Raw genomic sequence first — 25,350 nt, 5'->3', positions numbered from 1 at the left:
AACAACCTCCGGACTTTCCTATGGGTAAAAAGTCATGATCTGCCGGCAGGAAGCCATGATTGATCGCCTATCCAGAGATCTACCGCCGAACTAGAGATCTATTGTCCATCTATAGAAAATTACGACGGATCACGTCATGCTACTATTAGAGTTATAAGCAATTATCCGGATGGGGAGGGATCCAGGTCCGCTTCTTGCTACGTACACAATAAAAAACCCAAAGGCAGTGATCCCCAATGAAGCCCAAGGTTGTAGTCAAAAACCTGTACAAAGTCTTCGGAGATCGCCCGGATGAAGCCATGGCCATGGTTCGCCAGGGGATCCCCAAGCAGCAAATCTTCGAAAAAACCCAACAGACCATCGGCGTCATGGACGCCTCCTTCGAAATATTTGAGGGCGAAATATTCGTCATCATGGGGCTTTCCGGTTCCGGTAAGTCCACCATGGTGCGTCTGCTCAATCGCCTGATCGAACCCACCGACGGCGAAGTCTGGATCGACGATCAGGACATCGCCTCGCTGTCCGAAAAAGATCTGAACCAGCTGCGGCGGGAAAAGATCAGCATGGTGTTCCAGTCGTTCGCGCTGATGCCCCACCTCAATGTCATCGACAACGCCGCCTTCGGCCTGGAACTGTCCGGGGTGCCCCGGGAGCAGCGCCATGAACGCGCCCGCAACGCCCTCGCCCAGGTCGGCCTGGAAGCCAACGTCAACAGCTACCCGGATGAGCTGTCCGGCGGCATGCAGCAGCGGGTGGGGCTGGCCCGGGCACTGGCCAACGACCCCGACATCATGCTGATGGACGAGGCCTTCTCCGCCCTCGACCCGCTGATCCGCACCGAGATGCAGGACGAGCTGGTCAAGCTGCAACAGGACTCCGACCGCACCGTGATCTTCATTTCCCACGATCTCGACGAAGCCATGCGCATCGGTGACCGCATCGCCATCATGGAAGGCGGCCGGGTGGTTCAGGTGGGCACACCGGATGAGATTCTCAAGAACCCGGCGGACGACTATGTGCGGTCGTTCTTCCGAGGGGTCGACAAATCCACCGTGTTCACCGCGGCCGATGCCGCCCGTCGCAAGCAGGTGACGGTGATCGAGCGCGAGGGTGCCGGTGTGCCGGCCGCACTGGAACGGCTGCGCCAGAACGAGCGCGACTTCGGCTATGTGATCGACCGGCAGCAGCGTTACCAGGGCACCATCTCCCTGGATTCCCTGCTGGCAGCGGAAAAGAACGGAGGCAGCCTCAACAGCGCCTTCCTGAGCGAGGTGGAAGCGCTGAAGGGCAACAGCTCGCTACACGACATCATTGGCACCGTGGCCGCCGCACCCTGCGGCCTGCCGGTAACCGACGACAACGGCACGTACCTGGGGGTGATTTCCAAGGCCTCCCTGCTACAGGCCCTTGACCGGGAGGGAGACTGACCATGGCAGACCAACAGAATGACACCGGCCACGAGCCGGTCCCCTACGACACCTCCACCGGCGCCAACCCCTGGGCGGATGTCACCGCTCCGGCAACGGAACCCGCCACCGACGCCAATAGCGCGGCGGACCCCTGGGGCAGTGCCGGCAGCGAACCGGAGCCCACCGGCGGCGACTGGCTGTCCCAGTCGGCACTCCAGGAGGCCCCGAAGAACACCTGGAGCGACCCGTTCCAGACCGAATGGTTCGACATCCAGGGTGGTGTCGAAACCGGCATCGACTGGGTGGTGGAAAACTTCCGGCTGTTCTTCCAACTGGTCAAGCAGCCGGTGGACCTGGCGCTGACGGTCTTCGACACCGCCCTGCTGAGCATTCATCCACTGGTGATGGTGCTGCTGTTCGGCCTGCTGGCCTGGCAGCTCTCCAGCCTGCGCCTCGGCATCGCCGCCATGGTGGGGATGATCGCGATGGGCGCCATCGGCGCCTGGGAACAGGCGATGACCACCCTGTCGCTGGTGATTACCTCGGTGCTGTTCTGCATGGCGCTGGGGATTCCCACCGGCATCTGGATGGCCAAGAGCGACCGGGTTGCCGGCGTGGTGCGGCCGATTCTCGACGCCATGCAGACCACCCCGGCGTTTGTCTATCTGGTACCGATCGTGATGCTGTTCGGCATCGGCAATGTGCCCGGAGTCATCGTTACCATCATCTTTGCCGTCGCCCCGGTGATCCGCCTGACCAACCTGGGCATCCGCCAGGTGCCGGGGGATCTGGTGGAGGCCTCGCGCTCCTTCGGTGCCAGCCCGCGACAGTTGCTGTTCAAGGTCCAGCTGCCACTGGCCATGCCCACCATCATGGCCGGGGTCAACCAGACCCTGATGCTGGCCCTGTCGATGGTGGTGATCGCCTCGATGATTGCGGTGCCGGGCCTGGGGCTGATGGTGCTGCGGGGCATTGGCCGGCTCGACATCGGGCTGGCCACCGTCGGCGGCATCGGCATCGTTATCCTCGCCATCATCCTCGACCGGATGACCCAGGCGCTGGGCAAAGACGCCCGCGAACGCGGCGTCCGTCACTGGTACGAGTCCGGCCCGGCCGGGCTGATCCATGCACTGATCAAAAATAAAAAAAAGGCCTGACCGGCGCCACACGCCGGCACTTCCGCCTCGCCAATCACTCAAAGAGCAGGAGCACGAACGATGAAAACGCAAGCTACCCTGGCTGCAGCGATCCTCGCCGGCAGCATCAGCGTCAACGTCTCGGCTGACACCATGCCCGGCAAGGGCGTCACGGTCCAGGCGATCCAGAGCCCGATCGCCGAGGAAACCTTCCAGACCATGCTGGTCAACGAAGCCCTGAAAGAGCTGGGTTACGACGTTCAGCCGATCCAGGAAGTGGACTACAGCGCCGGCTACACCTCCATCGCCAACGGTGACGCCACCTACATGGCGGTGAACTGGTACCCGCTGCACAACGCCATGTACGCAAATGCCGGCGGCGACGACGTCTTCTTCCGTCAGGGCCACTACATCAGCGGCGCAGCCCAGGGCTACCTGATCGACAAGAAAACCGCCGAAGCCCACGACATCGACAACATCGAGGACTTCAAGAAGCCGGAAATCGCCGCCATCTTTGACACCGACGGCGATGGCAAGGCCGACCTGACCGGCTGCCAGGCCGGCTGGGGCTGCGAGGGGGTGATTGAGCACCAACTGGACGCCTTCGACCTGCGTGACACCGTCACTCACAAACAGGGCCAGTACGCCGCCATCATCTCCGACACCATCACCCGTTATCGGGACGGCGATCCGATCTTCTACTACACCTGGACCCCCTACTGGGTCTCCGGCATCCTGGTGCCGGGCAAGGACGTGGTGTGGCTGGAGGTGCCCTACTCCTCCAACCCCAATGGCGCCGACACCGAGCTGCCCAACGGCAAGAACTACGGTTTCGAAATCAACAGCGAGCGGATTGTGGCCAACAAGGACTGGGCCGAAGCCAACCCCGCAGCCGCCAAGCTGTTTGAGATCATGACCCTGTCGGTCAACGACGTCAGTGCCGAGAACATGCAGATCCGCAACGGCGAAGACAGCCAGCGCGACATCCAGGCCCACACCCGCGCCTGGATCGACAGCCACCGCGACACCTTCGACGGCTGGCTGGAGCAGGCCCGCGCGGCCGCCAACTAAGCCAGCAGGCGCAAAAAAGGCCCGCGCCGCCCCGGCGACGGGCCTTTTTTGCCTGGGAGCCTCTGATACGGTCAAGGTAATGAGTGCTATCAAATTGATTAAGCTCAACTTTCGATCATAATACGTACACCTTACGACTTCGGACGGATGGCATTCCCTATAGAATCCCGTACCTTTTTGCCGCTCAGACCGAACCCAACGGCTTCAGCCCAGCATGACCGACCGCTCCGACAACGACCTATCCGACCTTCTGTCCGTTGGCCCCAACCGCCTGGCCATCCTGACCCAGTACACCCGGAACTCCGTACTGATCACCGACCGCGGCGGCCAGATCCGCTGGGTCAACGACAGCTTTGTCCGCTCCACCGGCTACAGCAAGGAGGAGGCCATCGGCCGCAAGCCCGGTGATCTGCTGCAGGGCACCGGCACCGATCCCGGCACCATTACCCGGATGCGGGACGGCCTGGCCCGGGGCGAAGGTTTTGACGAGGAAGTGCTGAACTACACCCGCGACGGCGACCCGATCTGGTTCCGCATCAACTGCAGCCCCCTGGACCGGGACGATTGTGGCCACGACGGCTTTATCGCAATCCAGAACGACATCACCCGGCTGAAGGAGTCCCAGCGCGAACTGCGCATCGCCGCCAGCGTGTTTGAGCGCAGCCACGATGCCATCATGATCACCGACCAGAACAACCGGATCATCGACATCAACCCGGCATTCAGCCGCATCACCGGCTACGGCAAGGCCGAGGTGATGGGCAGGAGTCCGGCGGTGCTGAGTTCCGGCCAGCACTCACGGGAGTTTTACCAGGCCATGTGGGGCGCCATTGAGCGCCGTCACAGCTGGCGGGGCGAGATCACCAACCGGCGCAAGAACGGCGAGCTGTTTACCGAGCTGGTGTCTATCAACCGGGTACAGCTGGACCATCCCGACGAGTGGTACCACGTCGCGGTGTTTTCCGATATCACCGCGCTGAAGAACCACGCCGAGGCCATGGATCGGGTCGCCAATTACGACGACCTGACCGGCCTGCCCAACCAGCGCCTGCTGACGTCCCGCATGTACCGGGCGCTGGCGGAGGCGGATCGCAGTGGCACCGCGCTGGCGGTAATGCAACTGGACCTGGACCAGTTCAAACAGATCAACGACCGCTTTGGCCATGCCGCCGGCGACCATGTACTTGCCACCATCGCCAAGCGCCTCAAGGCCGCCGTGCGCAAGGAAGACACCCTGGCCCGCCTCAGTGGCGATGAGTTCGTGCTGCTGCTGCCGGATCTGGAAGACGACCTCGAGGCCTGCCAGCGGCTGCTGGCCCAGGTACGCGGTCCGGTGGCGGTGGGGCCCACCACGGTGTCCATCACCGCCAGCGCCGGCGTCACCTTTTACCCTGAAGACACCTCGGAGCCGGACCGGCTGATCCGCCACGCCGGCCAGGCCATGTACCTGGTGAAAGAGAATGGCGGCGACGGCTGCCATCGGTTTGATCCGGGCGTGATCCGCCACCGGGAACTGCGGCTGCAGATGCTGGGAGAACTCAGCGAGGCCATTCGCCAGGACCAGCTGGAGCTGCATTACCAGCCCCAGGTGCAGATGGCGGACAACGCCGTCATCGGCGCCGAAGCGCTGATCCGCTGGCGCCACCCCCGCCGTGGTCTGCTGTCCCCCGGGGAATTCCTGCCGGTGGTCACCGGCAGCGAGCTGGAAGTACCGATGGGCCAGTGGGTGATCCGCAACGCCCTGGCCCAGCTTGATGCCTGGCAACAGGCCGGCCTCAACCTCCAGGTCAGCATCAACATCAGTGCCAACCACCTGATGGACCCGGGCTTTACCGACTACCTGCGCAGCCACCTGCTGGACCACCCGGAGATGGACCCTGCCATGGTGACCCTGGAAGTGCTGGAATCCACCGCCCTCGATGACATGCAGCGGGCCGGTAACGTGATCGGCGAATGCCGGGGCATGGGCTTCCAGGTGGCGCTGGACGATTTCGGCACCGGCTACTCGTCACTGACCTACTTCCGCGCCCTGCCCATCGATCTGATCAAGATCGACCAGAGCTTCATCCGCAACATGATGGCGGACACCAGCGACCGGGCGATTGTCGAGAGTGTGATCTTCCTGGCCAAGCAGTTCCGGCGACCGGTGCTGGCCGAAGGGGTGGAAACCCTCGACCACGCCGACGTACTGCGGCAGATGGGGTGTGAGCAGATCCAGGGCTATGGCATCGCCAAACCGCTGCCCGCCGCCGACTTCCTGCACTGGCTCCGGGATTGGCGCCAGCGCTACCCCACCCCGCCTCAGCGGCGGTAGCGGCGTTCGTCCAGGGTCAGCAGCCGTTCCGGGTTGAACACCATCAGCCCGGACACCACGGTGCCGTTGACGAAGGCTTCCGGCAGCACGATCAACGGCAGATACCGCAGGTACTCGTGCACCAGCTCATCCCAGCTGTAGGAACCGGACGACCACAGCATCAGCACCATGGTGCCGCCGGCCACCAATACCGCCCCGGCGGCGCCGAAAAAACCACAGAAGAAGATGTAGGCAAAGAAGTTGCGGAAGTCCTTGTGACGCTCCCACAGCATGATGCCGTGACTGACCAGCGCCGGCACCATCACCGTGATCAGACCGTTGGCGGCAAACAGCTGCCAGGGCTCGCGACCGGTGACCACCACGATCACCAGCGCCATCAGCCCCGCCATCACCGCCAGTGGCCAGCCCAGCATCAGGGTCACCGCCGTCATCGCGAAGATGTGGATGGTCAGCCCCGGCGACAGCCCGGCCCGCAGCTGCCACAGGAACCCCAGTGCCACCGCGGCCCCGAACAGACTGTGCTGCAGCGCCTGGTCCGTCTTCAGCCGGGCCCAGTCGGCCTGGCGCACCGCGGCAGCCAGAATCAGGCAGAACAGCGCGGCCGTGACCACCAGTTGGGTTGTGGAAAAGATCTGCAGGGTCATCCCCATGACGACATCCCGTTCAGCAAGAAACCACTCGAAACACCCTATGATACGGTCTCAGCGCCGTTCGGTGCCACGGCCACGATGGCCAGGAGCGGCATTGCGATCAGGCCGCAGCCAGTTTGCGCCAGGCCTGGTAGGTACTGAGGAACACCTCGCCGCTGAGTCGCTGCAGGAAGTCGGTCTGCCGCAGCCGGTCCATCACCGGCCCCTTCACCTCTGACAGGTGCAGTCGCACATTGGCGTCCGCCAGACGATCGTTGATGGCCTCCAGACTTTCCAGGGCCGAGGCGTCGATCTGGTTGATCGCCGGGCACACCATCACCACGTCGTGCAGCTCCGGGCGCTCACCGGCCAGCTCCAGCACCGTTTCCTCCAGGAAGCGGGCATTGGCGAAATAGAGACTCTCATCGATCCGCAGCAGCGCCAGGCGCTCGCTGGTTTCCACCTCAAAGCGGCGCACGTTGCGGAAATGCTCGGTACCCGGCACCCGCCCCAACACCGCGGTGTGAGGCCGGGAGGTGCGGTACAAGAACAGCGCAATGGAGAGGCTGACACCGGCCAGGATGCCCGCCTCCACACTGTGGCCCAGAGTCAGCAGGATGGTGGCAAGCATGGCGAGAAAATCCGCCCGGGAATAGCGCCAGGTCCGCACCAGCGCCGGCAGGTCCACCAGACTGGACACCGACACGATGATGGTCGCCGCCAGCGCAGCTTTCGGCAGCTCCGTCAGCAACGGTGTCAGGAACAGCGCCGCCAGCACGATGCCAATGGCGGTGAATACCCCGGCCGCCGGCGTCGCCGCTCCGGCCTCGAAATTGACCGCGGAACGGGAAAAGCTCGCCGCCACCGGCATCGCACCGGAGAACCCGGACCCCAGGTTGGCCGCCCCCAGGGCCACCAGCTCCTGATCCGGATCGATCCGCTGGCGGCGTTTGGCCGCCATGGTCTGGCCAATGGAAATGGATTCCACAAACCCCACCACGCCGATCAACAGCGCGGCCAGGAACAGCTGCTGCCACAACCCCGGCTCCAGCGACGGCATCACCAGGGTCGGCAGCCCGGACGGCACCTGACCGACCACCGCCACACCGTCCCCGGCCAGATCCCCGGCCCAGGTCGCCAGGGTCGCCAGCGCCACCACCATCACCGGGGCCGCCTTCGCAGCCAGACCGGCACTGCGCGGCCCAAGGCCCAGGGCCACCAACGCCGGTACCAGTCCCCGCCTGGCCGCCACCAGCGCCAGCAGCGACGCCACGCCGATGGCCAGGGTCGGCCAGTGCACCTGGTGCAGGTGACCCAGCAACTGCTGCCCCATGCCCAGCAGGTTGTGACCGGCAGCTTCAACGCCGATCAGGTGCCCCACCTGGCTGGTGGCGATGATGACCCCGGAGGCAGACACAAAGCCGGAGATCACCGGATGGCTGAGGAAGTTGGCCAGAAAGCCGAGACGGAAGACCCCCATCAGCACCAGCAACAGGCCCGACAGCACACTCAGCACGATGGCCCCGGCCAGGTACTCCGGACTGCCCGCCACAAAGAGCTGCTGCAGTGCCGCCGCGGTCATCAGCGACGCCACCGCCGCCGGCGCCACCGACAGTGCCCCGCTGGTGCCAAAGATGCCGTACAGCACCAGCGGCAGGATACTGGCGTAGAGTCCATACTCCGCCGGCACACCTGCCAGCAGGGCATAGGCCAGGGACTGGGGAATCAGCATCACGGTGACCACCACCGCCGCGACCAGGTCGCTGGCGAAGGTGTCGCGGTGATAGTGGGGCAACCATTGCAGGCAGGGCAGGAAACGCTGGATCGACATGGCAACAACCTGAATCAGAGACAACCATCAGCGCCGACAGGACGCCAATCAAAAGGTTATAGATTTATAACATTTTGAAATAACCGCTCTGAAACGGAGCTTCTCGATATTTGTCATCCACCAGATCGATCATACAAAAAGCTAAGGAACTGTTTATCGATTAAGAAACGGCCCCGGCTTTCACTCACCGGGCCATCAGCTCATCCAGCCGGGCCTGGATCTCCTGCCGTCGGCCGGCGTCCGCCTGGGGCCGGTCCGGTCTGGCCGGCGCCAGCAGAGCCCGTTCCAGGTAGCTCCGGGCCCGTTCGGGTTCGCCCTGTTGCATCAGGTAATCGCCGTAAAAGTAGTTCGGATCGATGCCATCCGGATTCAGCCGCAACGCCGCCTGCAGATGGTTCCGGGCCTCCTCGTCATCGCCAAAGGACAATGGCCAGCCCGGCACCTGGTAGTAGAGACTGCCCAGGGAGGTGTGGGCAGAGCCCGCCAGGGCCGTTCCGTCCAGCGCCAGGGCCTGCTCCAGCGCCTCCCGGGCATCACCCACCAGCGACAGAGCCCCCAGTCCGCCCTTGGCACCCGCGTAGGTGCTCAGCACGATGCCCTGCCAGATCCAGGCCTCGGCCCGTTGCGAGTGGCTCTCGCGCCAGCTCGTCACCTCAGCCACCAGCTGCTCAAAGGCCGCCTCCCGCTGCTTTTCCGGCAACTGGTACTGGATCTCCGCCCAGCGATGCTGGATCGACAGCAGCTGATCCGCGAACTCATCCGCCACCGCCGCGCTCGCCCAGAGCGCCACTACCATGACCACCAACAACCGCTTCATTTCGAACCCTCCGTCATCAGAAACCGCTGGATCACCGGCAGCTGCCGGCGCATGGCCTGATCCACCAACCGGGGCAACAGACCGTTCAGCATCACAAAGAACCGCTCCGGCCAGCCCAGATAACGCCGAGTCTGGCTCCGGACCATGGTGTCTACGATGTCCCTGGCCACCGTCTCCGGCGGATCAACCCGATTGCCCAGGGCCTGATTGAGCGCGTCCACCGCCCCCGGATTCATCGCGGTCTGGGTGGCCCTGGGGGCCACATAAAGGACGTCGATCGGGGTGTCCGCCAGCTCCCGTCGCAACGCCTCGGTGAATCCGCGCAAGCCGAACTTGGTGGCGCAATAGGCGCTGTAGCCCGGAAAGCCGATGCTGCCGAAGGTCGAGCCAACAAACACCATGCCCCCCTGCCCCCGCTCCCGGAACCTCGGCACAAAGTGGGCCGACACGGCAAAGGCGCTGGTCAGGTTGACCGCCATCAACTGTTGCCAGTCCGCCATCGCCAGGGCGTCCAGCCGGCAGAACCGGTTCTGTCCGGCACAATGGATGACGCCATCAATCAGCGGATGCTGCTCCGACACCCGGGCCAGTTCGGCGCCAAGGTTCGCCGCCGCCAGATCGAGCTGAACCCAGTCGCAATCCGGCAGGGGCAATACGGGCTGGGAGCGACTGGCCACCACCAGGCGGGCACCGGCGGCCTGCAACGGCTCGATCAGGGCCCGACCAATACCACCAGTGCCTCCCAGCAACAGAAAGGTGCGATCACGCAGCTGCATGGCTCACCTCCGGCAGAGGAATCGCCCGCAGCATGTCGCCGTACAGGCGGTAGCAGATCCGCGCGGTATCGATGATGGCAGCCTGGTCGTCCGGGTCGGTGATGCCATCCATCAGGGTCCGGAAAAACTCGAAATGGTCCTGGTCCAGCTCGCCGTGGGAGTAGAGGTAGCTGAAGGCCTCGTTGGGCAATCCCAGATGCTGCTGGATCATCTGCCCCATGCTGGTGGCCAGCTCAATGCTGGTGCCTTCCAGCACCTGCACCATGCCAAACAGCCCAACCGGGTTGCCGCGCTGGATCAGGTCATAGAGGTAAGCCACCATCAGCCGGATCGGCAGATCGGGCTGCCCCCGACGCACCGGCTCCGGCGCCGTATCGCAGGCCGCCAGGTCGGCCAGTATCCACTCGTGGTGGCCATACTCCTCATCGATGTAGGACACAAGCGCCTTGCGCACGAACTCCAGCCGCTCCGGCAACCGTCCACCGCAGGCCATCATCAGCGGCGCGGTGTGTTTGACGTGATGGTAGGCCTGGGTCAGGAAGTAGCGGTAGCTGTCCAGATCGAACCGGCCCTGGGGAATGGCGGTCAGCACCGGGGCTTCGGTGACGTGGCGACGCGCATCGGCGGTGGCGGTTTGCAGGGTATCGAAAAATGCCATGGTGAGACTCCTCACTCAGAAAGGATGGAAAGTCCGGCCGACGGGTCGCCGTCCGGTGGAAACGATGACGCTGGCGCCACCAGCAACACCCGGGCGGCCGGGGCCAGCAGCGTAGGCAGGTCGGCGAGCAGGCGCTGCCTGACCAGTCGGCCATTGGCGGTGACATGGCCCTGATCGGTCGTGAGTGACCAGGGCAACAGATACAGGCAACGCAGGCGGGCATAGTCCGGCAACCGGGCGTTCAGCCGCTGCGCCGCCTCACGGATTGCCTCCGGCGTCTGTTCCGGCCGGGGCACCAGCAGCACCGAGGGCTGGGGCTCGCCGTCGCCAAACACCAGCGCCTGTCGCACGGCCAGGGTCTGCAACAGTTCGCTTTCCAGCCATTCCGGGCTGATGTTGCGACCGAAGCTGGTGATGATGAGATTTTTCTGGCGGCCGCTCACCGACAGGAAGCCGTCTTGGTCCAGCGCACCGAGATCCCCGGTTGCCACCTCCCCACAACGGTTGGCTGGCTCGCCGAGGTAGCCCAGGTAGGCCTGCCCCTGCACCAGGATCTCGCCCGTCTCGCGGATGCTCACCGACAGGTGATCCAGCGGTCGCCCCACCCGTTCCAGGTGGTCGTCACCGGGCACGTTCAGGGCCACCACCGAGCCGCATTCCGACAGCCCATAACCCTGATACAGCGGAACGCTGAGGGCCCGGGCACGACGGATCAGCTCCGGCGCCACGCGGCCCCCGCCGACGGCCAGAAAGTGGAAGCACTCGGGATCAAGCTGACCCTCGGCCACCGCCTGCACGATCACCATCGCCAACTCCGGCACCAGGATCAGCGAGTCCGGCCGCTCCGCGGCCAGCGCGGCCACCAGCTGCGCCGTATCCAGCGCGCTGCTGCCGTGAAACCCCAGTTCCGCCAGGGGCCGCAACACCACGGTGGCGCCCAGCGACAGCGGCAGGTAGACCCCGGCGATATTCTCCAGCAGGGTGGCCAGGGGCAGCACACAAAGATGCCGCGACAGCGCCACGCCCTCCAGCCGGCGAGCAAGGGCAGCGACCGTGGCATCCAGTTGCTGGTGGGCCAGGCAAACCCCCTTGGGCTGACCGGTACTGCCGGAGGTGAAAGTGACTTTGCCCGTGCCCACCGGCATCGCCTGTGGCTCACCGGTCTTGGCCACCGGCTGCAGCCAGAGGCCCGCTCGCAACGGCTGGCCGGAGCCCGTGTCCGCAACCTGGAGGATGGCGTCCAGACTGGCACTGCCTTCCAGGTGCTGCCGCTGCGCGCTGGAGAAGAACCCGGGAATCGGCACGCAGACGCGGCCAGCCAGACGGCAGGCCAAATCCGCCAGCACCCAGTTAACGCTGTTGTCCCCGGCCAGGCCCAGGCGTTGCCCGTCCTGCGCCTGCAAACGCGCCGCCAGAGCCGTCACCTCCGTCCACAACTGCCGATAACTCAGGCACTCCGTGGCGGACTCCAGGGCCCGCCGACCGGGCTGCTCGGCCGCCAACCGGGCCAGCCGTTCAGGCAATCCAGTCATAGCGGGCCTCCCGGTCAGCCAGATTCCAGGCCTGTACCCGCTGCAGCACACCCTGCCGGGCCAGGCTGCGATACCCCTCTGCCACGGCGGCAGCCATCGCCTGGGGGTGATGATCGTAGTAACGGCCCCAGCCCTGCCCACCGTCCGCCAGACGTACCGGGTCCGCCGGTGCCAGCCAGTGGGTCTGGATACCCTGGCGTTCAAAGCTGTTGCGCAACTGGTCGGTACCGGTAAAGCCGATCCACTGGTAGCCCTGGGCCTGCAACCAGACCGTCAACAGCGGGAACAGGTAGCGGGACACGCCCGCTTCCACGCCGGCCAGGTGGGCTATCTCTGCCACAGTCTCCCGCGATGGTCGGGGCGATCCCGGCAACAGCTGCTCGATTGGCTGACCGGTATAAGCCTCCAGAAACAATGGTTCTGCTGCCGCCTGGCGGACCCCGACGGCGGCGAGCAACGAACCTTGGCGGCTGGTCAGAACCAGCAGGCGGGGTACTTGCAGTGCCGGCATTGCCCCGTACGCCTGGTGAAAGCGACGCTGGATAAACGCCACCGCGGCGGCCTCGGTGGCAGAGCCCGGCGCCACCTCGCACAGCAGGCGCCCGGCACAGCGAAAACGCGGCTGGACCTCATCGGACAGCACCGAGCAGGTGGTGGAAAGGGTCATCGGATCAGACATCGCAGCAGCTCCCTGGCCTCTGGAATAAACGCACGATCCCAAGCTAGCGGGGCGGGCTTAACCCAGCCTTAAGCCGGGCCCGCCAAATCCTTAAGCCGACCTTAAGGTTTGTGTGCCAGAATTCGAAAAGCTGTGCTGTTAATTCGAGTCACTGTGCTGTTAGAGGAGCACGCCATGCGCATCCTGCTGGTGGAAGACGACCACCTCCTGGCCCAAACCATGCTCGAGATGCTGCGGGAGGATCATTACGCCGTCGACTGGCTGGACGATGGCCAACAGGCCGAAGCAGCCATTGCCGAGGAACACTTTGACCTGGTGATCCTCGACCTGACCCTGCCGCGGGTCGATGGGCTGGATATTCTGCGGCGCAGCCGGCAGCGGAACGTGGGTACACCGATGATCATCCTCACCGCCCGCGGTGACCTGGCGGAGAAACTGCAGGGGCTGGATGCCGGCGCTGACGACTACCTCACCAAGCCGTTTGTGATGGCGGAACTGAAAGCCCGTATTCGGGCCGTAAGCCGGCGCGCCCAGGGCCAGGCCGAGCTGGAACTGCGCGTGGGCGCCCTCGCCCTGGACCCGGCCCACTACCTGCTCAAGATCGGCGAGACCCGTATGTCGCTCCCCCGCAGCGAGTTCCAGATCCTTCACTACCTGATGCGCCACCCCGACCAGGTCGCCACCCGCCGGCGGCTTGAGGAGCAACTCTATGGCTGGGAAGCCGGCGCCGAAAGCAATGCCCTGGAGGTCCACATCCACCACCTGCGCAAGCGCATAGGCAAGTCGCTGATCCGCACGGTACGGGGGGTTGGTTACCTGCTGGACAGCCAGGCAGCAACGGAGGTTGCGTCCACACCATGTCCCTGACCCGAACCCTGACCCTGCTGATCTTGGCCACCGTGCTGGTGATCGCCGGGCTGGCCGCCATCTGGAGCTACGTGGAGAGCAACCACGAACTGGAGGAACTGTTCGACGCCGAGCTGGCCCAGAGTACCCGGATTGTCCAGGGGCTGGTCCGCCATCTGGTTCAGAGCCAGTCTCTGGCGTCCATGCAACAGATTCTGGAAGACACCCTGGCGCTGCCACCGGGCGCTCGCCAGGAAGGCGATTTTGAGGAGATACTGCCGGACGGCTCCGGCCACAAATATGAGAAAAAAATTGCCTTCCAGATCTGGTCCGCCGACGGCGAGCTGTACCTCAGCACCCAGCTTCACGACACCGGTTTCAATCCCCGGCCCGGCTACGCCTGGGCGGAGTCCCAGGGCTTTGCCTGGCGCACCTTCACCCTGCAGGACCCCGCCACCGGCGTATGGATACGGGCGGCACAACGCAACGACATTCGCCAGGAGCTGAGTGAGGAACTGGCAGTGAGCAACGTACTGCCGCTGCTGGTGGCGCTGCCGTTGCTGGCCATTGCCCTGGTGCTCGCGATCCGCCTGGGCCTGCGACCACTACGACGACTGGCGACACCGTTGCGGCACATGGCCCCGGAGCGCCTGCACCCGCTGGACGAACACGCCGCTCCGAAAGAGGTGCAGGCCCTGGTACAGGCGATCAATGGCCTGCTGCAACGGCTCGACGATGCCCTGGACCGGGAACGCCGGTTCTCCGCCGACGCCGCACACGAACTGCGGACACCGCTGGCGGCCCTGCGTCTGAACCTGGAGAAAGTCAGCGCCGAGGCGCCGGAAAAATACGACGGCCTGATTCGCTCCGTCGACCGGATGTCCCACCTGGTGGAGCAGATGCTGCTGCTCAGCAAGGTCGACAGTGGCCAGGGCTTCAAACTGGAGTACCACAACCTGTCCGCCATTCTTGAGCAGAGCGTTGCCGAGGTGGCGCCACTGGCATTCAGGAAGCAGATAGAACCGGAGCTGCACGATAGCACCGCGCAGGCCATCGTGCTCTGCAACAGCGCCCTGATAAGCACCCTGGTACGCACCCTGTTGGCAAATGCCATTCAATACAGCCCTACCGGTACCAAGGTCACCACCTGCCTCGAGGCGTCACCCGATGGCTATCGGCTCCAGGTCTGCGATCAGGGTCCCGGTATTCCAGAGGGTGAGCGCCGCCGGGCCGTCCAGCGCTTCGTTCGGCTGGACCAGCGACAAGGCCAGGGTGCCGGTCTGGGGCTGGCAATCGCGCTCCGCATCACGGAGCTCCACGGCGGTAAACTGAGCCTGATGCCGCGGGCGGATGGTACGTCCGGGCTGTGCGTCGAGCTGACGATCCCGTCACATCCGACAACCATCAACCCGAGCCAATCAGAACCTCCTTAATGTTCAATTAAGCTTTCCCCAGCAGACTCCTGATCGCCGTGCTGTCTCTGCGGTTTTCTGTCACTGCTTCCTGACCAGGCAACTTGCACCGCCCGGGAAGCCTTTACGAGGTCTGCGCTCATGTCTACCGACAATTCTCTTTCTGTGGTTATACCGGCCAAGGACGAGGCAGGAAACATTGGCCAACTGGTTACGGAAATTCACCAGGTACTGCGGGACTACCCTCACTATGAAATCGTCGTAGTGGATGACGGCAGTGATGATCACACCCTGGAGACCGCGAGAAGAACTGCCGAAGCACTGCATTGTCCTTTCCAGGGGCTGCGTCACGAGTACAGCATTGGCCAAAGCGGTGCCCTGCTGACGGGCATTCGGGCCGCAACCGGCGTGTTGATCGTCACCATGGACGGCGACGGCCAGAACGATCCCACCGATATCCCGGAGATGCTTAGGCTGGCGCAGAGCTATCGGGGCCGCGACTTTTGCATTAACGGATTCCGCATCAACCGTCGTGATACTACCTGGAAGCGCCTGCAGTCGCGCCTGGCCAACCGTATTCGCAGTACCCTGCTGGGCGACGGCATTCCCGACAGCGGCTGTGGCCTAAAACTGTTTCCCAAGGCGACCTTCCTCAAACTGCCCTGGTTTGATCACGGTCACCGTTTCCTGCCGGCCCTGGTAAAAAGCATTGGCGGGGAGCTGGACATGGTGGTGGTCAATCATCGCGAACGCCGAAGCGGCCGCTCCAACTACAACGCCTGGAACCGTGCCTGGGCCGGATTGCTGGACCTTGCCGGCGTGATGTGGCTGCTGCACCGCACCCGGGTGGCCCAGGTACAAACGCAGACCGGGCCCGAGTCGCGCTGATATGGCTGCCTGGTCAAGACGTCTGTTCGTCGGGTCGTTGCTGCTCCTGATCTGGGTGGCGCTGCAACAGCATTGGTTGGATTTTCTGGCCGATGGCGACCAGCTCACCCACTTCCTGCATCGACACAACGCCACCGGACTGTGGCTGGTGCTGGGCGCCGGCAGTCTGTTCACTGCGGTGGGTGGCCCCCGTCAGCTGCTGGCGTTTGCCCTGGGTTACGCTCTGGATGCCAGTCAGGGTGTGGTGTTCTCAACCCTGGCCACCCTGGTCGGCGCCGGTTTGTGCTTCCTGCTTGCCCGAACGCTGCTTCGACCCATTCTGACAAAACGTCTGGGCTTGCAGATCTCCCGGTTCGAACAGCTGTTCGCCCGAAGAACCGCCAGCAAGATTCTGCTGGTCAGGCTGTTTCCGGTTGGCAGCAATCTGCTCACCAACCTCGCGGCTGGCGCAGCGGGCATCCGCTTCTGGCCGTTCATCGTGGGCAGTGGTCTGGGTTACCTGCCCCAGATGCTGGTGTTTGCGCTCGCCGGCTCCGGTGTTGGCAATACCAGCCAGCTCCAGTTCGCTCTCAGTGCGGGGTTACTGGTCATCAGCTCACTGCTTGGTGGCTATCTTTACCACCAGCAACGCCACCAGTCCCTGGCCCATTCACTCCCTTCCAGATCCTTATCTCAACATGCCGCTTTCCTCAAACCTCCGGAATGGTAACCACATCCTGTTCACACTTTCCCAGCAGCGATTGCTGCTCTGGGTGCTGGCATTTGCGGCCATCATCCTGTTCATGGGCATTGGCCTGCGTTCGCCCTGGCCTGCAGACGAGCCCCGGTTCGCCGAAGTTGCGCGGGAGATGGTGGCCTCGGGGCAGTGGCTGATCCCCATGCGGGGTGGCGAGTTCTACCCGGACAAACCACCGGTATTCATGTGGGCCATCGCGGCACTGTATTGGCTGACCGGTAACCTCAAAGTGGCGTTCCTGTTGCCGAACGCCATCTGCGGTCTGATCATCATTGCTACGGTGTTTGATCTGGCCTACCGGTTATGGGGTCGCCAGGCGGCGTTGTGGTCGGTTGTCCTGCTGTTGATCGCTCCTCAGTTTATGGTGCAAGCCAAAAACGCCCAGATCGACGGCATGGTGGCCTGCTGGATAACCCTGGGCTGCTACGGACTCATCAGGCACTTCTATCTCGGACCGCACTGGCGCTGGTACTTTTCAGCATGGGCTTTTATGGGCCTGGGCATCATCACCAAAGGGGTCGGGTTCTTGCCAGTGCTGCTGTTGATCCCGATCCTGTGGCAGGGCTGGCAACATCCGCAACGTTTCAGCGGCCGGCTTCGCTGGCGCTGCGCGCTGGGGCCGCTGGTGATGGTGGCAGTGGCCGCAGCCTGGCTGCTGCCAATGGTTTGGTACGTTGAGCAGGTTGGCAGTGATGCCGCTCTCGCCTACCGCGACAACCTTCTGTTCAAGCAGACCGGCGAACGTTATGCCAACGCCTGGGGACACATTCAGCCCTGGCACTACTTTATTGCCAATGTGATTCCGTCACTTTGGTTTCCACTGCCGTTGTTGCTGCTGGCTCTGGTCCGGCCACTGCGTGATGCACTCCGTGACCAACCGGTCATTGCGGCTCAGCTGGGCTGGGTGGTGCTGGTGGTAGTGTTCTTCAGCATCAGTCCGGGCAAGCGCGGCGTCTATGTGCTGCCGGCCCTGCCCATGTTCGCCCTGGTACTGGGCGCCCTGATGCGCCAGTACCAGCCGGCCCGCTGGTTCAATCCGGCCCTCACCCTGATGCAGGCCGGCCTGGCCCTGGCGTTGATCGCTCTGGGCATGCTTGCCTGGACCGAACACCCACGATTGGTGGCGAAGCTTGCTGACTACAGCCGCCATCCTGCGAACCTCCACCGAGCCGGCAGTCTGTTGCTGTCGCTTGGCCTGCTCTGGCTTGCCGGTTTGGCCATCTGGTGGCGAAGCGCCCTGACACGATGGTTCTTCACCACGATGCTGAGCTGGCTGCTCCTGGCAACCTGGGGCTACCAGATTCTCGAACCATTGCGAACGCCTCGCAATGTTCTGGCGGCGGCGGAACAGCGCTTGCCTGAGGGCGCCTCGCTGGGCCTGATTGGCTTTCGCGAACAGTTCATTCTGTTCTCCAAGCTCGACGTGACCCACTTCAGCTATTTGGCGCCGGACCGGGAACAGGAGCGCAACGCCTGGCACTGGCAGGCCGAGGCGCCAGACCGATACCTGCTGGTGAGTGAGGACCAACCGTTACAGTGCTACCGCAAGGACGGCGCCATCGAGCTGGGTGTCGCCCACCGTCAACACTGGCTGCTACTGGGCATGAACCAGCGCTTGCCAGGCTGCCCCCGACCGAACCGCCACCAGCAGTTCACCACCGAACACCCGGGCCGCTGGATGGGCCCGGGCGGTTGAAAGGCGGCCAGCTTCGATCTGTGATTCGTTGAGGATACAATGCCACTCTTCAAGTGAATGACTGGAGAACAGATTGACCCAGCAAGGTATATACCGGGAATGGCAAGCCTTCTGGCTGGCTGTGGGGTTCCTTACCCGCATCCCGATGCCGGTGCGGATTGACTACAGCCCCCAACTGATGAACCAGTGCAGCCTCTATTTCCCCCTGGTGGGTCTGCTGCTGGGCGCACTCTACGCCGGGCTTTTCCTGCTGCTGGGTCAGTTCTGGAGTCCAGTGATCGCCATTGCCCTGGTGCTGGCGTTCCACCTCTGGCTCACAGGCTGTTTCCACGAGGACGGTCTGGCGGACTGTGCCGATGGCCTTGGCGGCGGCTACACCGTTGAGGACAAGCTGCGGATCATGAAAGACAGCCGCATTGGCACCTACGGCACCGCCACCCTGGTGGTGGCCCTGGGGCTCAAGCTGCTGCTTTTGCTGGGCAGCGCCCACATCGCTCTGGCGTTGCTGCTGGCTCCCTGCCTGGCCCGGCTGACACCACTGCTGCTGATGCGCTATCTGGATTACGTTTCCGATCCGGACCGCAGCAAGAGCAAGCCCGTGGCCGAGACCTTCAGTGCCGACCGGCTGCTGGTCGCCACCCTCTTCACCCTGACCGTGGCGCTGATCGCCAGTGCCTGGGAGGGCTATCTGGTGCTGTGGGCCCTGCTGGCCATCGCCGGCACCGCACTGGTGTGGGGGCGCCTGCTGAAGCGTCAACTCGGGGGCTATACCGGGGATGCCCTCGGCGCCAGCGTGGTGCTGTCTGAGCTGGTGTGGCTGCTGCTGATGGCGGCTGGCTAGGGGCCTTTGATCCGGCAAACGGCCCCAAAAAGGGGCCGACAATCCCCAAATTGGGTACGATGATCCCCCGTGGAAAGGGGTCAAAAACGATTGGCCCGGTAAGGGCTCATATCCACCGCCGGCGTATCGCCGTCCATCATCTGTGCCAGCAGTTCGCCGGTAACCGGGCCCAGGGTAAAGCCCTGGTGACCGTGGCCAAACGCCAGCCACAAGCCGTGCTGCCCCGGTGCCGGTCCGATCACCGGTTTCATGTCCGGGGTGCAGGGCCGTCCCCCCATCCAGGGTTCGTTATCGAGCCGCTCACCCAGCGGGAAGAACTGGCCGGCTACGGTTTCAGCGGCCACCAGTTGGCGGTGGTCCGGCGGCGCGTCCTGACGGGTCAGCTCAGCACCGGTGGTCAGGCGGATGCCGGCCTGCATCGGCGCCAGCAGATAGCCGACCTCGGCGTCCATCACCCAGTGCCGTAACGACGCCCCGGGCCGGCAACCGTAATGCATGTGGTAACCCCGCTTAACGAACAGCGGCACCGACAGCCCCTGGCGCGCCAGCCAGTGGGCGCTCCAGGGCCCCATCGCCATCACCACCTGCTCGGCCTGCAACGTTCCGGTGTCGGTTTGTGCCTGCCAGCCTGAACCCTGACGGCTCAGTTTCTGTAACGATGCCCGCACCAGCGTACCGCCACTGGCCTGGAAGTGATCGGCATACGACGCCACCAGCCCACCGGGATCGGTTGTGGTCCAGGGCTGGGTCCAGTGAATGGCACCAGCCAGTCCCGGCGCCAGATCCGGCTCCAGCCGCGCCAGGGCGCGACCATCCAGTGCCTGGTAGGCAACGCCGAAACGTTCCCGGATGGTTTCCGCCTGACGGCTTTCCTCCGCCAGGGCGCGACCGGTGCGAAATGCCTTCACATAGCCCTGGCGACGGATCAGCCGCTGGCTGTTGGTGGCCGCAATCATCTGGCGGTGAGCCTCCAGGGCGCGACCGATCAGCGCCGCGTAGGCCGGCACCAGCCGTTCATAGCGGGCCGGCGCCGAGTTCTGCCAGTAGCGGAACAGGGGCGCCGCGGCATCAAGCAGGCCGGAAGGCCGGTAGCGTATATCCACCTGGCGGTTGGGTAATACCCGCAACAGGGTGGCCAGGTCCCTGGGGAACGCGTAGGGGCGTACCGCCTCGTGCTGGATGATGCCGGCATTGCCGAAAGAGGTTTCACGGCCTGGCTGGCAGCGATCCAGCAGGGTCACCCGATGACCCCGCTGCACCAGATGCCAGGCCACCGAGACGCCGACCATGCCGGCGCCAAGGACCAGAATGTCACGGGACATAGCGATTACGTAGCTCTCACATCGTCAGGGTTAGCCAGCAACGGTGACCGCCGCTGGCGTATCCAGGCCACCAGAATGGCCGCCATCAGGAAGAAACCCAGATAACCAAAGATGGGGTAGACCTTACCCACCAGGCTGACAAAGCCCAGCAGGCTGCAACCATAGGCCGCCAGACCGATCACCACCGTACCCAGACGGAAACGGGACGTACCGGCCGGCAAAAAACGCGCGCAGAAGGAATACAGCGTTCCCACCGCGGTGTTGAGGATCATCCCCAGGATCACTAGGGCCACCAGCAGCGACAACATTGGCGACACTTCCGATACCAGCATCAGCATCGGCATGGGCGCTCCAGCCACCGTGTCCAGCCGCGACAGCAAGCCCAGGGCAATAGCCAGCATCAGGCCACCGAGCACCAGGCCACCCAACAGACCGCCCCAGGCTGCAGTGCGTTCGTTGCGGGCGGTGCCGCCCATGATCGCCAGAATCGGCACCCCGGCAACGATGTTATAGGACACATAGAGCAAGGCCCCAAGCCACCAGTAACGGGCGCCGGCGGTCTGCTCTGAGGCGATCGTTTCCAGCGTCGCCGTGTCCGCCTCCCGGGTGAACACCGCGTAGGCCGCCACAGCCACGGACACCAGCACCAACAGCGGGGTGACCGCGCCAATCAGGGTGATCACCCGTCGCACGTCCAGGCACACGGCCGCCACCACTGCCACCGTCACCAGGGCACTGCCCAGGGCTGCGGGGAACTCGAACTGCTGCTCCAGCAACGCCCCGGCGCCAGCCAGCATCACCACGGTGACCGCAAACATGAAAAAGGTGATCAGCCCGTCCACCAAACGGCCCAGATAGGGCCCACAGATCGCATCCACCACCACCTTGTGGGACTGCGCCTGCAACCGACTGCCCATACCCGCCAACGCCATCCCCAGAAACACGAACACCGCCGCACTGAGCAACGTTCCGAGCAGCCCCCAGAGGCCGAAGTTGACGAAGAACACCAGGATTTCCTGGCCGGATGCAAATCCGGCGCCCACCAGCACACCGACAAAGGCACCGGCGATTCTGATCACATCTTTCATGTTTTCACCCCATTTTTGTTGTTGTTGGAGATCCCTGAGCCGCGTCTTAATCAGGCCTCACCGACCCAGGCCTGGACTTCCACTTCCACGTCTACCCCCAGAGCAAGCCCGGCGGTGACCGTGGACCGCACCGGCAGGGCACCCTCGAAATAGCGCTGGTAGACCTCGTTGAAGCCGGCAAAGTGGGCCATGTCAGACAGCCAGACCGTGGCTTTTACCACCTGGGAGAAATCCGCACCGCAATGTTGGAGGGTGTCACCGATGCGGCTCATCACGGCCTCGGTCTGCTCCTGGATGGAACCTTTAACCACGGTGCCGTCCGTGGTCATCGGCACCTGGCCCGACAGCATCAGGAAGCCGCCAACCCGGATCGCACGGGAAAACGGAAACGGCAGTTCACTGGGGTATCGCACTATGCTTTCAGTCATGGTTATCACTCACTGGGTGGCTTTAGTTAATTCTCTGATTAGAGAATATCAGATATGAGAACTTTAGAGTCAAGCCGCTCTCGGGATAAACTACCACCTCATGCTCCACCGGACTCCGCACCAGCCACCATGACCACTCCCCCATCGCAGACCGCCCACCCGCTGATCGATCGGGCCCTGGTGGGCGCCCGACTCCGGGCCCATCGCAAACGCCAGCAGTTGACCCTCAAGCAGCTGTCAGAACGCTGCGGGGTCGCGCTGTCGACCCTGTCCAAGATGGAGCTGGGCCAGGCCACGGTGAGCTACGACAAGCTCGCCGCCGCCGCCCGCGCCCTCCACATCGACCTGTCCCAGCTGTTCACCCCCGACGACGGCGACACCGACGGCACCAACCAGCCCACCGCCGTGGTCAACCGGATTGCCGATACCACCGGCTACGGCACCGGCAACTACGAGTACCACCCCATTGCCGGCGAGTTTCCCGGCCGCACCATGAGCCCGCTTTACGCCCGCATCATGGCCCGGGACCTCAGTGAGTTCGATGACTTCATCCGTCACCCGGGGCAGGAATTCACCATGGTGCTGTCCGGCCGGGTGCGCATCCATTTCGAAAATGGCGAGCACATCAGCCTGGGAGAACGGGAAACCGCCTACTTCAACAGCGAGATCGGCCACATCTACCTTGCCGAAGGCGACGGCGATGCCGAGGTGATTGCGGTAATGACCGAGCGGGACGGCGTGGTAGAGCGGGCCACGGCAGGCCAGACGGAACGATAAGCAACTTCAGAAAGGACACATCATGCATCGGCAGGCCCTGTACTGGATCGTCACCCTTCTCAACATCCGGGGCATCCCCTTCCAGATCTGCGGTGGACTGGCCGCCCGGGGCTATGGCGCAAACCGCGCACTCAACGACATCGACCTGTTTGTGCCTGGCGAGCATTTTCAGACGGTGGTGGCCGATGGCGACGCGCACATCTCCAAACCCGCTGGCCACTACTGCGAGGAAGGCTGGGACCTGACCTACGTGCAGTTTGTCCACAGCGGCGTCAAGATTGAGGTGGGCAGCACCGACCAGCCACGCATCTTCGATGCCCGCCAGCAGCGCTGGATACCACTGTCCATCGACCTGACCCGCAGTGTGACGGTCACGTTGCTGGGGCTTGAGCTGCCCCTGATGATGAAGGAAGATCTGGTGAGCTATAAATCCGCACTCTCGCGCCCGGTGGATCTTGAGGATCTGCGGGCGATGCAGGGCCAGGCCGGCTAGCCCTCGACGCTGGCGCCCGACGGGCACACCCACACAACGCCAGGAGGCAACGTGATCGTCATCTACGGAATCCGGGAATACCTCAACCCGATCAAACCCAAACTTTCGGATGTTATCCACAGCTGCATGCAATCGGTGCTGGGGATGCCTGAGGACAAACGGGCTCATCGCTTCATCCCCCTGGATGCCGAGGACTTCTATTACCCCGGCGGCCGCACACCGGCCTACACCGTGATCGAGATCAACATGATGGAAGGCCGCACCGCCGACACCCAGAAGGCGCTGATCAAGGCCCTGTTCCAACGTATCCAGGCGGAAATCGGCATCTCACCGGTGGATGTGGAAATCACCATCAAGGAACAACCCGCCCACTGCTGGGGCTTTCGCGGCATGACCGGCGACGAGGCCCGTGATCTGAAGTATTCGGTGAGCGTGTAGCCGGGGGTACGCGTCCGAACGTCTCCCCAGGCAAGTGATGAGCGCAACGAACAAAAAACCGAGGGGAGTTCGACCAATGATCGAATATCAGCGACTGCTAATTAACTCGGCTCGAATCGTTCCTGCAACCATGCGTTGATCTCGGAGGATTCATACAGCCAACGCTCATTGCCATCATCCTGTCGAATCTTCAGGCAGGGCACTTTGATGCGGCCGCCACCGGCCTCCAGTGCCGCACGATGCTCGGGGTCATGCTGGGCATTGCGGGTTTCAATGTTCAGGCCAAGTCGGGCGATTTCCTTGCGTACCTTGATACAGAACGGGCAGGCACTGAACTGGTAAAGCGCGAGATCTTTGCTGGCCTGGTCAACGACTGCCTGCTCTTCAAGGGTGCGGGTCACGCTTTTAGGCGTACTGAGCTTTTCACTGAGCAGCATGAACGGTGTCAGGACCAGGCGCAGGGTGCGGAAAAAAAGACGTACAATCAATTTCATGGGTAAGGCTCAAACTCCAAATTGAAGGTTGCCGGCCGGATCTCGGCATTCAGGCTTGATTTGCGTACTTGATAGCGGTTCGAGAGGATATCACTTCGCTCGGTTGATTAGGTACTGACAGGAGCCACTGGACTTTCCCTGCAGCAGAGTGTGTCCTTACTGCTATCGGTTGACTGACACAGAAAAGGTGACAGCCCTCGGAATGGGTGGGCCGTAAACGCATGTTGAGTTGGAGGTTGCTGTTATGACACTGGGCCCTATCCGTTGGTTCATCGCGCTTGCCGCCGGCTTGTCACTGAACGCGCTGGCGATGGACGGCGAAGAGATCAGGGTGTGTGGAGACGGCGCAGGGTGGCCACCTTACACCTATGAACTGGACGGAGAGGTCGCCGGTTATGACGTGGATGTACTCGAGAGAATACTCACGCCCGCAGGCGTGTCTTTTACGGTGGAAATGCAGCCTTGGGCACGTTGCACGGGACTCACCGAAACCGGCGCCTATCACATAGCATTGAGTGCCTCGTACAGTGCTGAACGGGCGCAAACCTACCTGTTAACGGAGCCTTACTACACCGTTCAGCCCAGCTATATCTTCGACAGGAATCGTTATCCGAATGGGCTGAATGTCAGCGAGCCCGCTGATCTGATGAACTACAGGCTATGTGGCCTCAGGGGCTACAACTACACGGGCTTTGGCGTTGCGAACGAAAACGTGGATCAGGGAACCAACACCTTTGATCAGGTCGTCAACAAGACGCTTGCCGGTCGCTGCGATGCGTTTCTTGCCCGCTATGAGATACTCGCCGGCTTCTCGGCTCTTGGCCAGAATCACCTGCGGGAGGGCCTGACCGCAGAACCCATTCCAGGGGTGGAGGCAGATCAGTTCCATATGATGGTTTCCCGGCAATACCCAGGAGCCGGGGCACTGGTGCAACGACTCAACCGTGGGTTCGAGGCACTGGCTGCGGATGGCACGCTGGAATCATTGCTTCAGGGCTATCTGGGGGATCAAGGAACCTCGGATTAACTGGACAAGCAT

Annotated in this window: 25 protein-coding genes; 14 read left to right on the top strand and 11 right to left on the bottom strand. The window is 63.3% G+C overall.

The genetic code is table 11. The annotated features are described in order from the left end of the window. Window positions 1-236 precede the first annotated feature (236 nt). The 4 genes from proV to J2887_RS00480 all read left to right on the top strand — a co-directional run bounded on the left by proV (window position 237) and on the right by J2887_RS00480 (window position 5,930). Window positions 237-1,427, top strand: coding sequence for a glycine betaine/L-proline ABC transporter ATP-binding protein ProV (gene proV, locus J2887_RS00495; protein WP_227173340.1), 1,191 nt, complete (start codon window positions 237-239; stop codon window positions 1,425-1,427). A 2-nt stretch (window positions 1,428-1,429) separates the two neighbouring features. Next, on the top strand, window positions 1,430-2,566 hold the full coding sequence (gene proW / locus J2887_RS00490; RefSeq protein WP_227173339.1) for a glycine betaine/L-proline ABC transporter permease ProW: 1,137 nt from the start codon (window positions 1,430-1,432) through the stop codon (window positions 2,564-2,566). Window positions 2,567-2,626: 60 nt separating this feature from the next. Beyond that, window positions 2,627-3,616: a glycine betaine/L-proline ABC transporter substrate-binding protein ProX gene (proX, locus tag J2887_RS00485; protein WP_227173338.1), complete on the top strand. Its 990-nt coding sequence runs from the start codon at window positions 2,627-2,629 to the stop codon at window positions 3,614-3,616. A gap of 214 nt (window positions 3,617-3,830) precedes the next feature. After that, on the top strand, window positions 3,831-5,930 hold the full coding sequence (locus J2887_RS00480) for an EAL domain-containing protein (RefSeq protein WP_227173337.1): 2,100 nt from the start codon (window positions 3,831-3,833) through the stop codon (window positions 5,928-5,930). Here J2887_RS00480 and J2887_RS00475 read toward each other — a convergent pair. From J2887_RS00475 to J2887_RS00445, 7 genes are all read right to left on the bottom strand, one after another. Continuing rightward, a complete protein-coding gene (locus J2887_RS00475; protein ID WP_227173335.1) occupies window positions 5,918-6,580 on the bottom strand; it encodes an energy-coupling factor ABC transporter permease in 663 nt (220 codons plus the stop codon). The genes J2887_RS00480 and J2887_RS00475 overlap by 13 nt on opposite strands. A gap of 100 nt (window positions 6,581-6,680) precedes the next feature. Continuing rightward, entirely contained in the window at window positions 6,681-8,390 is a 1,710-nt protein-coding gene (locus J2887_RS00470) for a SulP family inorganic anion transporter (protein ID WP_227173333.1), read from the bottom strand. 184 nt (window positions 8,391-8,574) lie between these two features. Then, window positions 8,575-9,207 carry a tetratricopeptide repeat protein gene (locus tag J2887_RS00465; protein WP_227173331.1) on the bottom strand — a complete coding sequence of 211 codons (633 nt, stop codon included), beginning with the start codon at window positions 9,205-9,207 and terminating at the stop codon, window positions 8,575-8,577. Continuing rightward, complete coding sequence (locus J2887_RS00460; RefSeq protein WP_227173329.1) at window positions 9,204-9,983, bottom strand: SDR family oxidoreductase; 780 nt, start codon at window positions 9,981-9,983, stop codon at window positions 9,204-9,206. The genes J2887_RS00465 and J2887_RS00460 overlap by 4 nt, the downstream gene beginning before the upstream one ends. Continuing rightward, entirely contained in the window at window positions 9,970-10,641 is a 672-nt protein-coding gene (locus J2887_RS00455) for a TenA family transcriptional regulator (RefSeq protein ID WP_227173327.1), read from the bottom strand. Before J2887_RS00455 ends, J2887_RS00460 begins: the two co-directional genes overlap by 14 nt. Window positions 10,642-10,652: 11 nt before the next feature. Continuing rightward, a complete protein-coding gene (locus J2887_RS00450) occupies window positions 10,653-12,173 on the bottom strand; it encodes an AMP-binding protein (protein WP_227173325.1) in 1,521 nt (506 codons plus the stop codon). Next, window positions 12,157-12,852: a thermostable hemolysin gene (locus J2887_RS00445; protein WP_227173324.1), complete on the bottom strand. Its 696-nt coding sequence runs from the start codon at window positions 12,850-12,852 to the stop codon at window positions 12,157-12,159. Before J2887_RS00445 ends, J2887_RS00450 begins: the two co-directional genes overlap by 17 nt. 174 nt (window positions 12,853-13,026) lie before the next feature. On the opposite strand from J2887_RS00445, the gene J2887_RS00440 reads away from it, so the two are divergent. From J2887_RS00440 to cobS, 6 genes are all read left to right on the top strand, one after another. Then, on the top strand, window positions 13,027-13,719 hold the full coding sequence (locus tag J2887_RS00440) for a response regulator transcription factor (protein ID WP_227173323.1): 693 nt from the start codon (window positions 13,027-13,029) through the stop codon (window positions 13,717-13,719). Continuing rightward, window positions 13,710-15,131 carry an ATP-binding protein gene (locus tag J2887_RS00435; RefSeq protein WP_227173321.1) on the top strand — a complete coding sequence of 474 codons (1,422 nt, stop codon included), beginning with the start codon at window positions 13,710-13,712 and terminating at the stop codon, window positions 15,129-15,131. The genes J2887_RS00440 and J2887_RS00435 overlap by 10 nt, the downstream gene beginning before the upstream one ends. A gap of 120 nt (window positions 15,132-15,251) precedes the next feature. Beyond that, entirely contained in the window at window positions 15,252-15,998 is a 747-nt protein-coding gene (locus J2887_RS00430; protein ID WP_227173319.1) for a glycosyltransferase family 2 protein, read from the top strand. Between the two features lies 1 nt (window position 15,999). Beyond that, window positions 16,000-16,707, top strand: coding sequence for a TVP38/TMEM64 family protein (locus tag J2887_RS00425; protein ID WP_227173317.1), 708 nt, complete (start codon window positions 16,000-16,002; stop codon window positions 16,705-16,707). Next, on the top strand, window positions 16,676-18,430 hold the full coding sequence (locus J2887_RS00420; RefSeq protein ID WP_227173315.1) for an ArnT family glycosyltransferase: 1,755 nt from the start codon (window positions 16,676-16,678) through the stop codon (window positions 18,428-18,430). Before J2887_RS00425 ends, J2887_RS00420 begins: the two co-directional genes overlap by 32 nt. Window positions 18,431-18,503: 73 nt before the next feature. Next, window positions 18,504-19,271 carry an adenosylcobinamide-GDP ribazoletransferase gene (cobS, locus tag J2887_RS00415; RefSeq protein WP_227173314.1) on the top strand — a complete coding sequence of 256 codons (768 nt, stop codon included), beginning with the start codon at window positions 18,504-18,506 and terminating at the stop codon, window positions 19,269-19,271. Between the two features lie 80 nt (window positions 19,272-19,351). On the opposite strand, the gene J2887_RS00410 is transcribed toward cobS, so the two are convergent. From J2887_RS00410 to J2887_RS00400, 3 genes are read right to left on the bottom strand one after another with little or no spacing between them, the layout of a single operon-like run. Beyond that, window positions 19,352-20,593 (bottom strand): NAD(P)/FAD-dependent oxidoreductase, encoded by a 1,242-nt coding sequence (locus J2887_RS00410; protein ID WP_227173312.1) that lies wholly within the window; start codon window positions 20,591-20,593, stop codon window positions 19,352-19,354. A 5-nt stretch (window positions 20,594-20,598) separates the two neighbouring features. Next, complete coding sequence (locus J2887_RS00405; RefSeq protein WP_227173310.1) at window positions 20,599-21,681, bottom strand: hypothetical protein; 1,083 nt, start codon at window positions 21,679-21,681, stop codon at window positions 20,599-20,601. A gap of 50 nt (window positions 21,682-21,731) precedes the next feature. Continuing rightward, on the bottom strand, window positions 21,732-22,109 hold the full coding sequence (locus J2887_RS00400; RefSeq protein WP_227173308.1) for a RidA family protein: 378 nt from the start codon (window positions 22,107-22,109) through the stop codon (window positions 21,732-21,734). Window positions 22,110-22,238: 129 nt separating this feature from the next. Here J2887_RS00400 and J2887_RS00395 point away from each other — a divergent pair, with 129 nt between their 5' ends. The 3 genes from J2887_RS00395 to J2887_RS00385 are packed head-to-tail and all read left to right on the top strand — an operon-like array spanning window position 22,239 to window position 23,817. After that, window positions 22,239-22,886: a helix-turn-helix domain-containing protein gene (locus J2887_RS00395; protein ID WP_227173306.1), complete on the top strand. Its 648-nt coding sequence runs from the start codon at window positions 22,239-22,241 to the stop codon at window positions 22,884-22,886. Between the two features lie 22 nt (window positions 22,887-22,908). Further along, window positions 22,909-23,379: a nucleotidyltransferase gene (locus J2887_RS00390; protein WP_227173305.1), complete on the top strand. Its 471-nt coding sequence runs from the start codon at window positions 22,909-22,911 to the stop codon at window positions 23,377-23,379. 51 nt (window positions 23,380-23,430) lie between these two features. Then, complete coding sequence (locus J2887_RS00385; protein ID WP_227173304.1) at window positions 23,431-23,817, top strand: tautomerase family protein; 387 nt, start codon at window positions 23,431-23,433, stop codon at window positions 23,815-23,817. A gap of 101 nt (window positions 23,818-23,918) precedes the next feature. Here J2887_RS00385 and J2887_RS00380 read toward each other — a convergent pair whose 3' ends face one another. Beyond that, a complete protein-coding gene (locus J2887_RS00380; RefSeq protein WP_227173303.1) occupies window positions 23,919-24,311 on the bottom strand; it encodes a glutaredoxin family protein in 393 nt (130 codons plus the stop codon). Between the two features lie 244 nt (window positions 24,312-24,555). Here J2887_RS00380 and J2887_RS00375 point away from each other — a divergent pair, with 244 nt between their 5' ends. Then, window positions 24,556-25,338, top strand: coding sequence for a substrate-binding periplasmic protein (locus J2887_RS00375; protein WP_227173301.1), 783 nt, complete (start codon window positions 24,556-24,558; stop codon window positions 25,336-25,338). The last annotated feature ends 12 nt before the right edge of the window (window positions 25,339-25,350 follow it).

The sequence above is a fragment of the Marinobacter sp. CA1 genome (assembly GCF_020546665.1).
GTDB classification, from domain to species: domain Bacteria; phylum Pseudomonadota; class Gammaproteobacteria; order Pseudomonadales; family Oleiphilaceae; genus Marinobacter; species Marinobacter xestospongiae.
This window is presented reverse-complemented; position numbering and strand designations above follow the sequence as displayed.

Coding starts and splice junctions, on each gene's coding strand:
- proV (WP_227173340.1), top strand. CDS start 237: ATGAAGCCCAAGGTTGTAGTCAAAAACCTGTACAAAGTCTTCGGAGAT.
- proW (WP_227173339.1), top strand. CDS start 1,430: ATGGCAGACCAACAGAATGACACCGGCCACGAGCCGGTCCCCTACGAC.
- proX (WP_227173338.1), top strand. CDS start 2,627: ATGAAAACGCAAGCTACCCTGGCTGCAGCGATCCTCGCCGGCAGCATC.
- J2887_RS00480 (WP_227173337.1), top strand. CDS start 3,831: ATGACCGACCGCTCCGACAACGACCTATCCGACCTTCTGTCCGTTGGC.
- J2887_RS00475 (WP_227173335.1), bottom strand. CDS start 6,580: ATGGGGATGACCCTGCAGATCTTTTCCACAACCCAACTGGTGGTCACG.
- J2887_RS00470 (WP_227173333.1), bottom strand. CDS start 8,390: ATGTCGATCCAGCGTTTCCTGCCCTGCCTGCAATGGTTGCCCCACTAT.
- J2887_RS00465 (WP_227173331.1), bottom strand. CDS start 9,207: ATGAAGCGGTTGTTGGTGGTCATGGTAGTGGCGCTCTGGGCGAGCGCG.
- J2887_RS00460 (WP_227173329.1), bottom strand. CDS start 9,983: ATGCAGCTGCGTGATCGCACCTTTCTGTTGCTGGGAGGCACTGGTGGT.
- J2887_RS00455 (WP_227173327.1), bottom strand. CDS start 10,641: ATGGCATTTTTCGATACCCTGCAAACCGCCACCGCCGATGCGCGTCGC.
- J2887_RS00450 (WP_227173325.1), bottom strand. CDS start 12,173: ATGACTGGATTGCCTGAACGGCTGGCCCGGTTGGCGGCCGAGCAGCCC.
- J2887_RS00445 (WP_227173324.1), bottom strand. CDS start 12,852: ATGTCTGATCCGATGACCCTTTCCACCACCTGCTCGGTGCTGTCCGAT.
- J2887_RS00440 (WP_227173323.1), top strand. CDS start 13,027: ATGCGCATCCTGCTGGTGGAAGACGACCACCTCCTGGCCCAAACCATG.
- J2887_RS00435 (WP_227173321.1), top strand. CDS start 13,710: ATGTCCCTGACCCGAACCCTGACCCTGCTGATCTTGGCCACCGTGCTG.
- J2887_RS00430 (WP_227173319.1), top strand. CDS start 15,252: ATGTCTACCGACAATTCTCTTTCTGTGGTTATACCGGCCAAGGACGAG.
- J2887_RS00425 (WP_227173317.1), top strand. CDS start 16,000: ATGGCTGCCTGGTCAAGACGTCTGTTCGTCGGGTCGTTGCTGCTCCTG.
- J2887_RS00420 (WP_227173315.1), top strand. CDS start 16,676: ATGCCGCTTTCCTCAAACCTCCGGAATGGTAACCACATCCTGTTCACA.
- J2887_RS00410 (WP_227173312.1), bottom strand. CDS start 20,593: ATGTCCCGTGACATTCTGGTCCTTGGCGCCGGCATGGTCGGCGTCTCG.
- J2887_RS00405 (WP_227173310.1), bottom strand. CDS start 21,681: ATGAAAGATGTGATCAGAATCGCCGGTGCCTTTGTCGGTGTGCTGGTG.
- J2887_RS00400 (WP_227173308.1), bottom strand. CDS start 22,109: ATGACTGAAAGCATAGTGCGATACCCCAGTGAACTGCCGTTTCCGTTT.
- J2887_RS00395 (WP_227173306.1), top strand. CDS start 22,239: ATGACCACTCCCCCATCGCAGACCGCCCACCCGCTGATCGATCGGGCC.
- J2887_RS00390 (WP_227173305.1), top strand. CDS start 22,909: ATGCATCGGCAGGCCCTGTACTGGATCGTCACCCTTCTCAACATCCGG.
- J2887_RS00380 (WP_227173303.1), bottom strand. CDS start 24,311: ATGAAATTGATTGTACGTCTTTTTTTCCGCACCCTGCGCCTGGTCCTG.
- J2887_RS00375 (WP_227173301.1), top strand. CDS start 24,556: ATGACACTGGGCCCTATCCGTTGGTTCATCGCGCTTGCCGCCGGCTTG.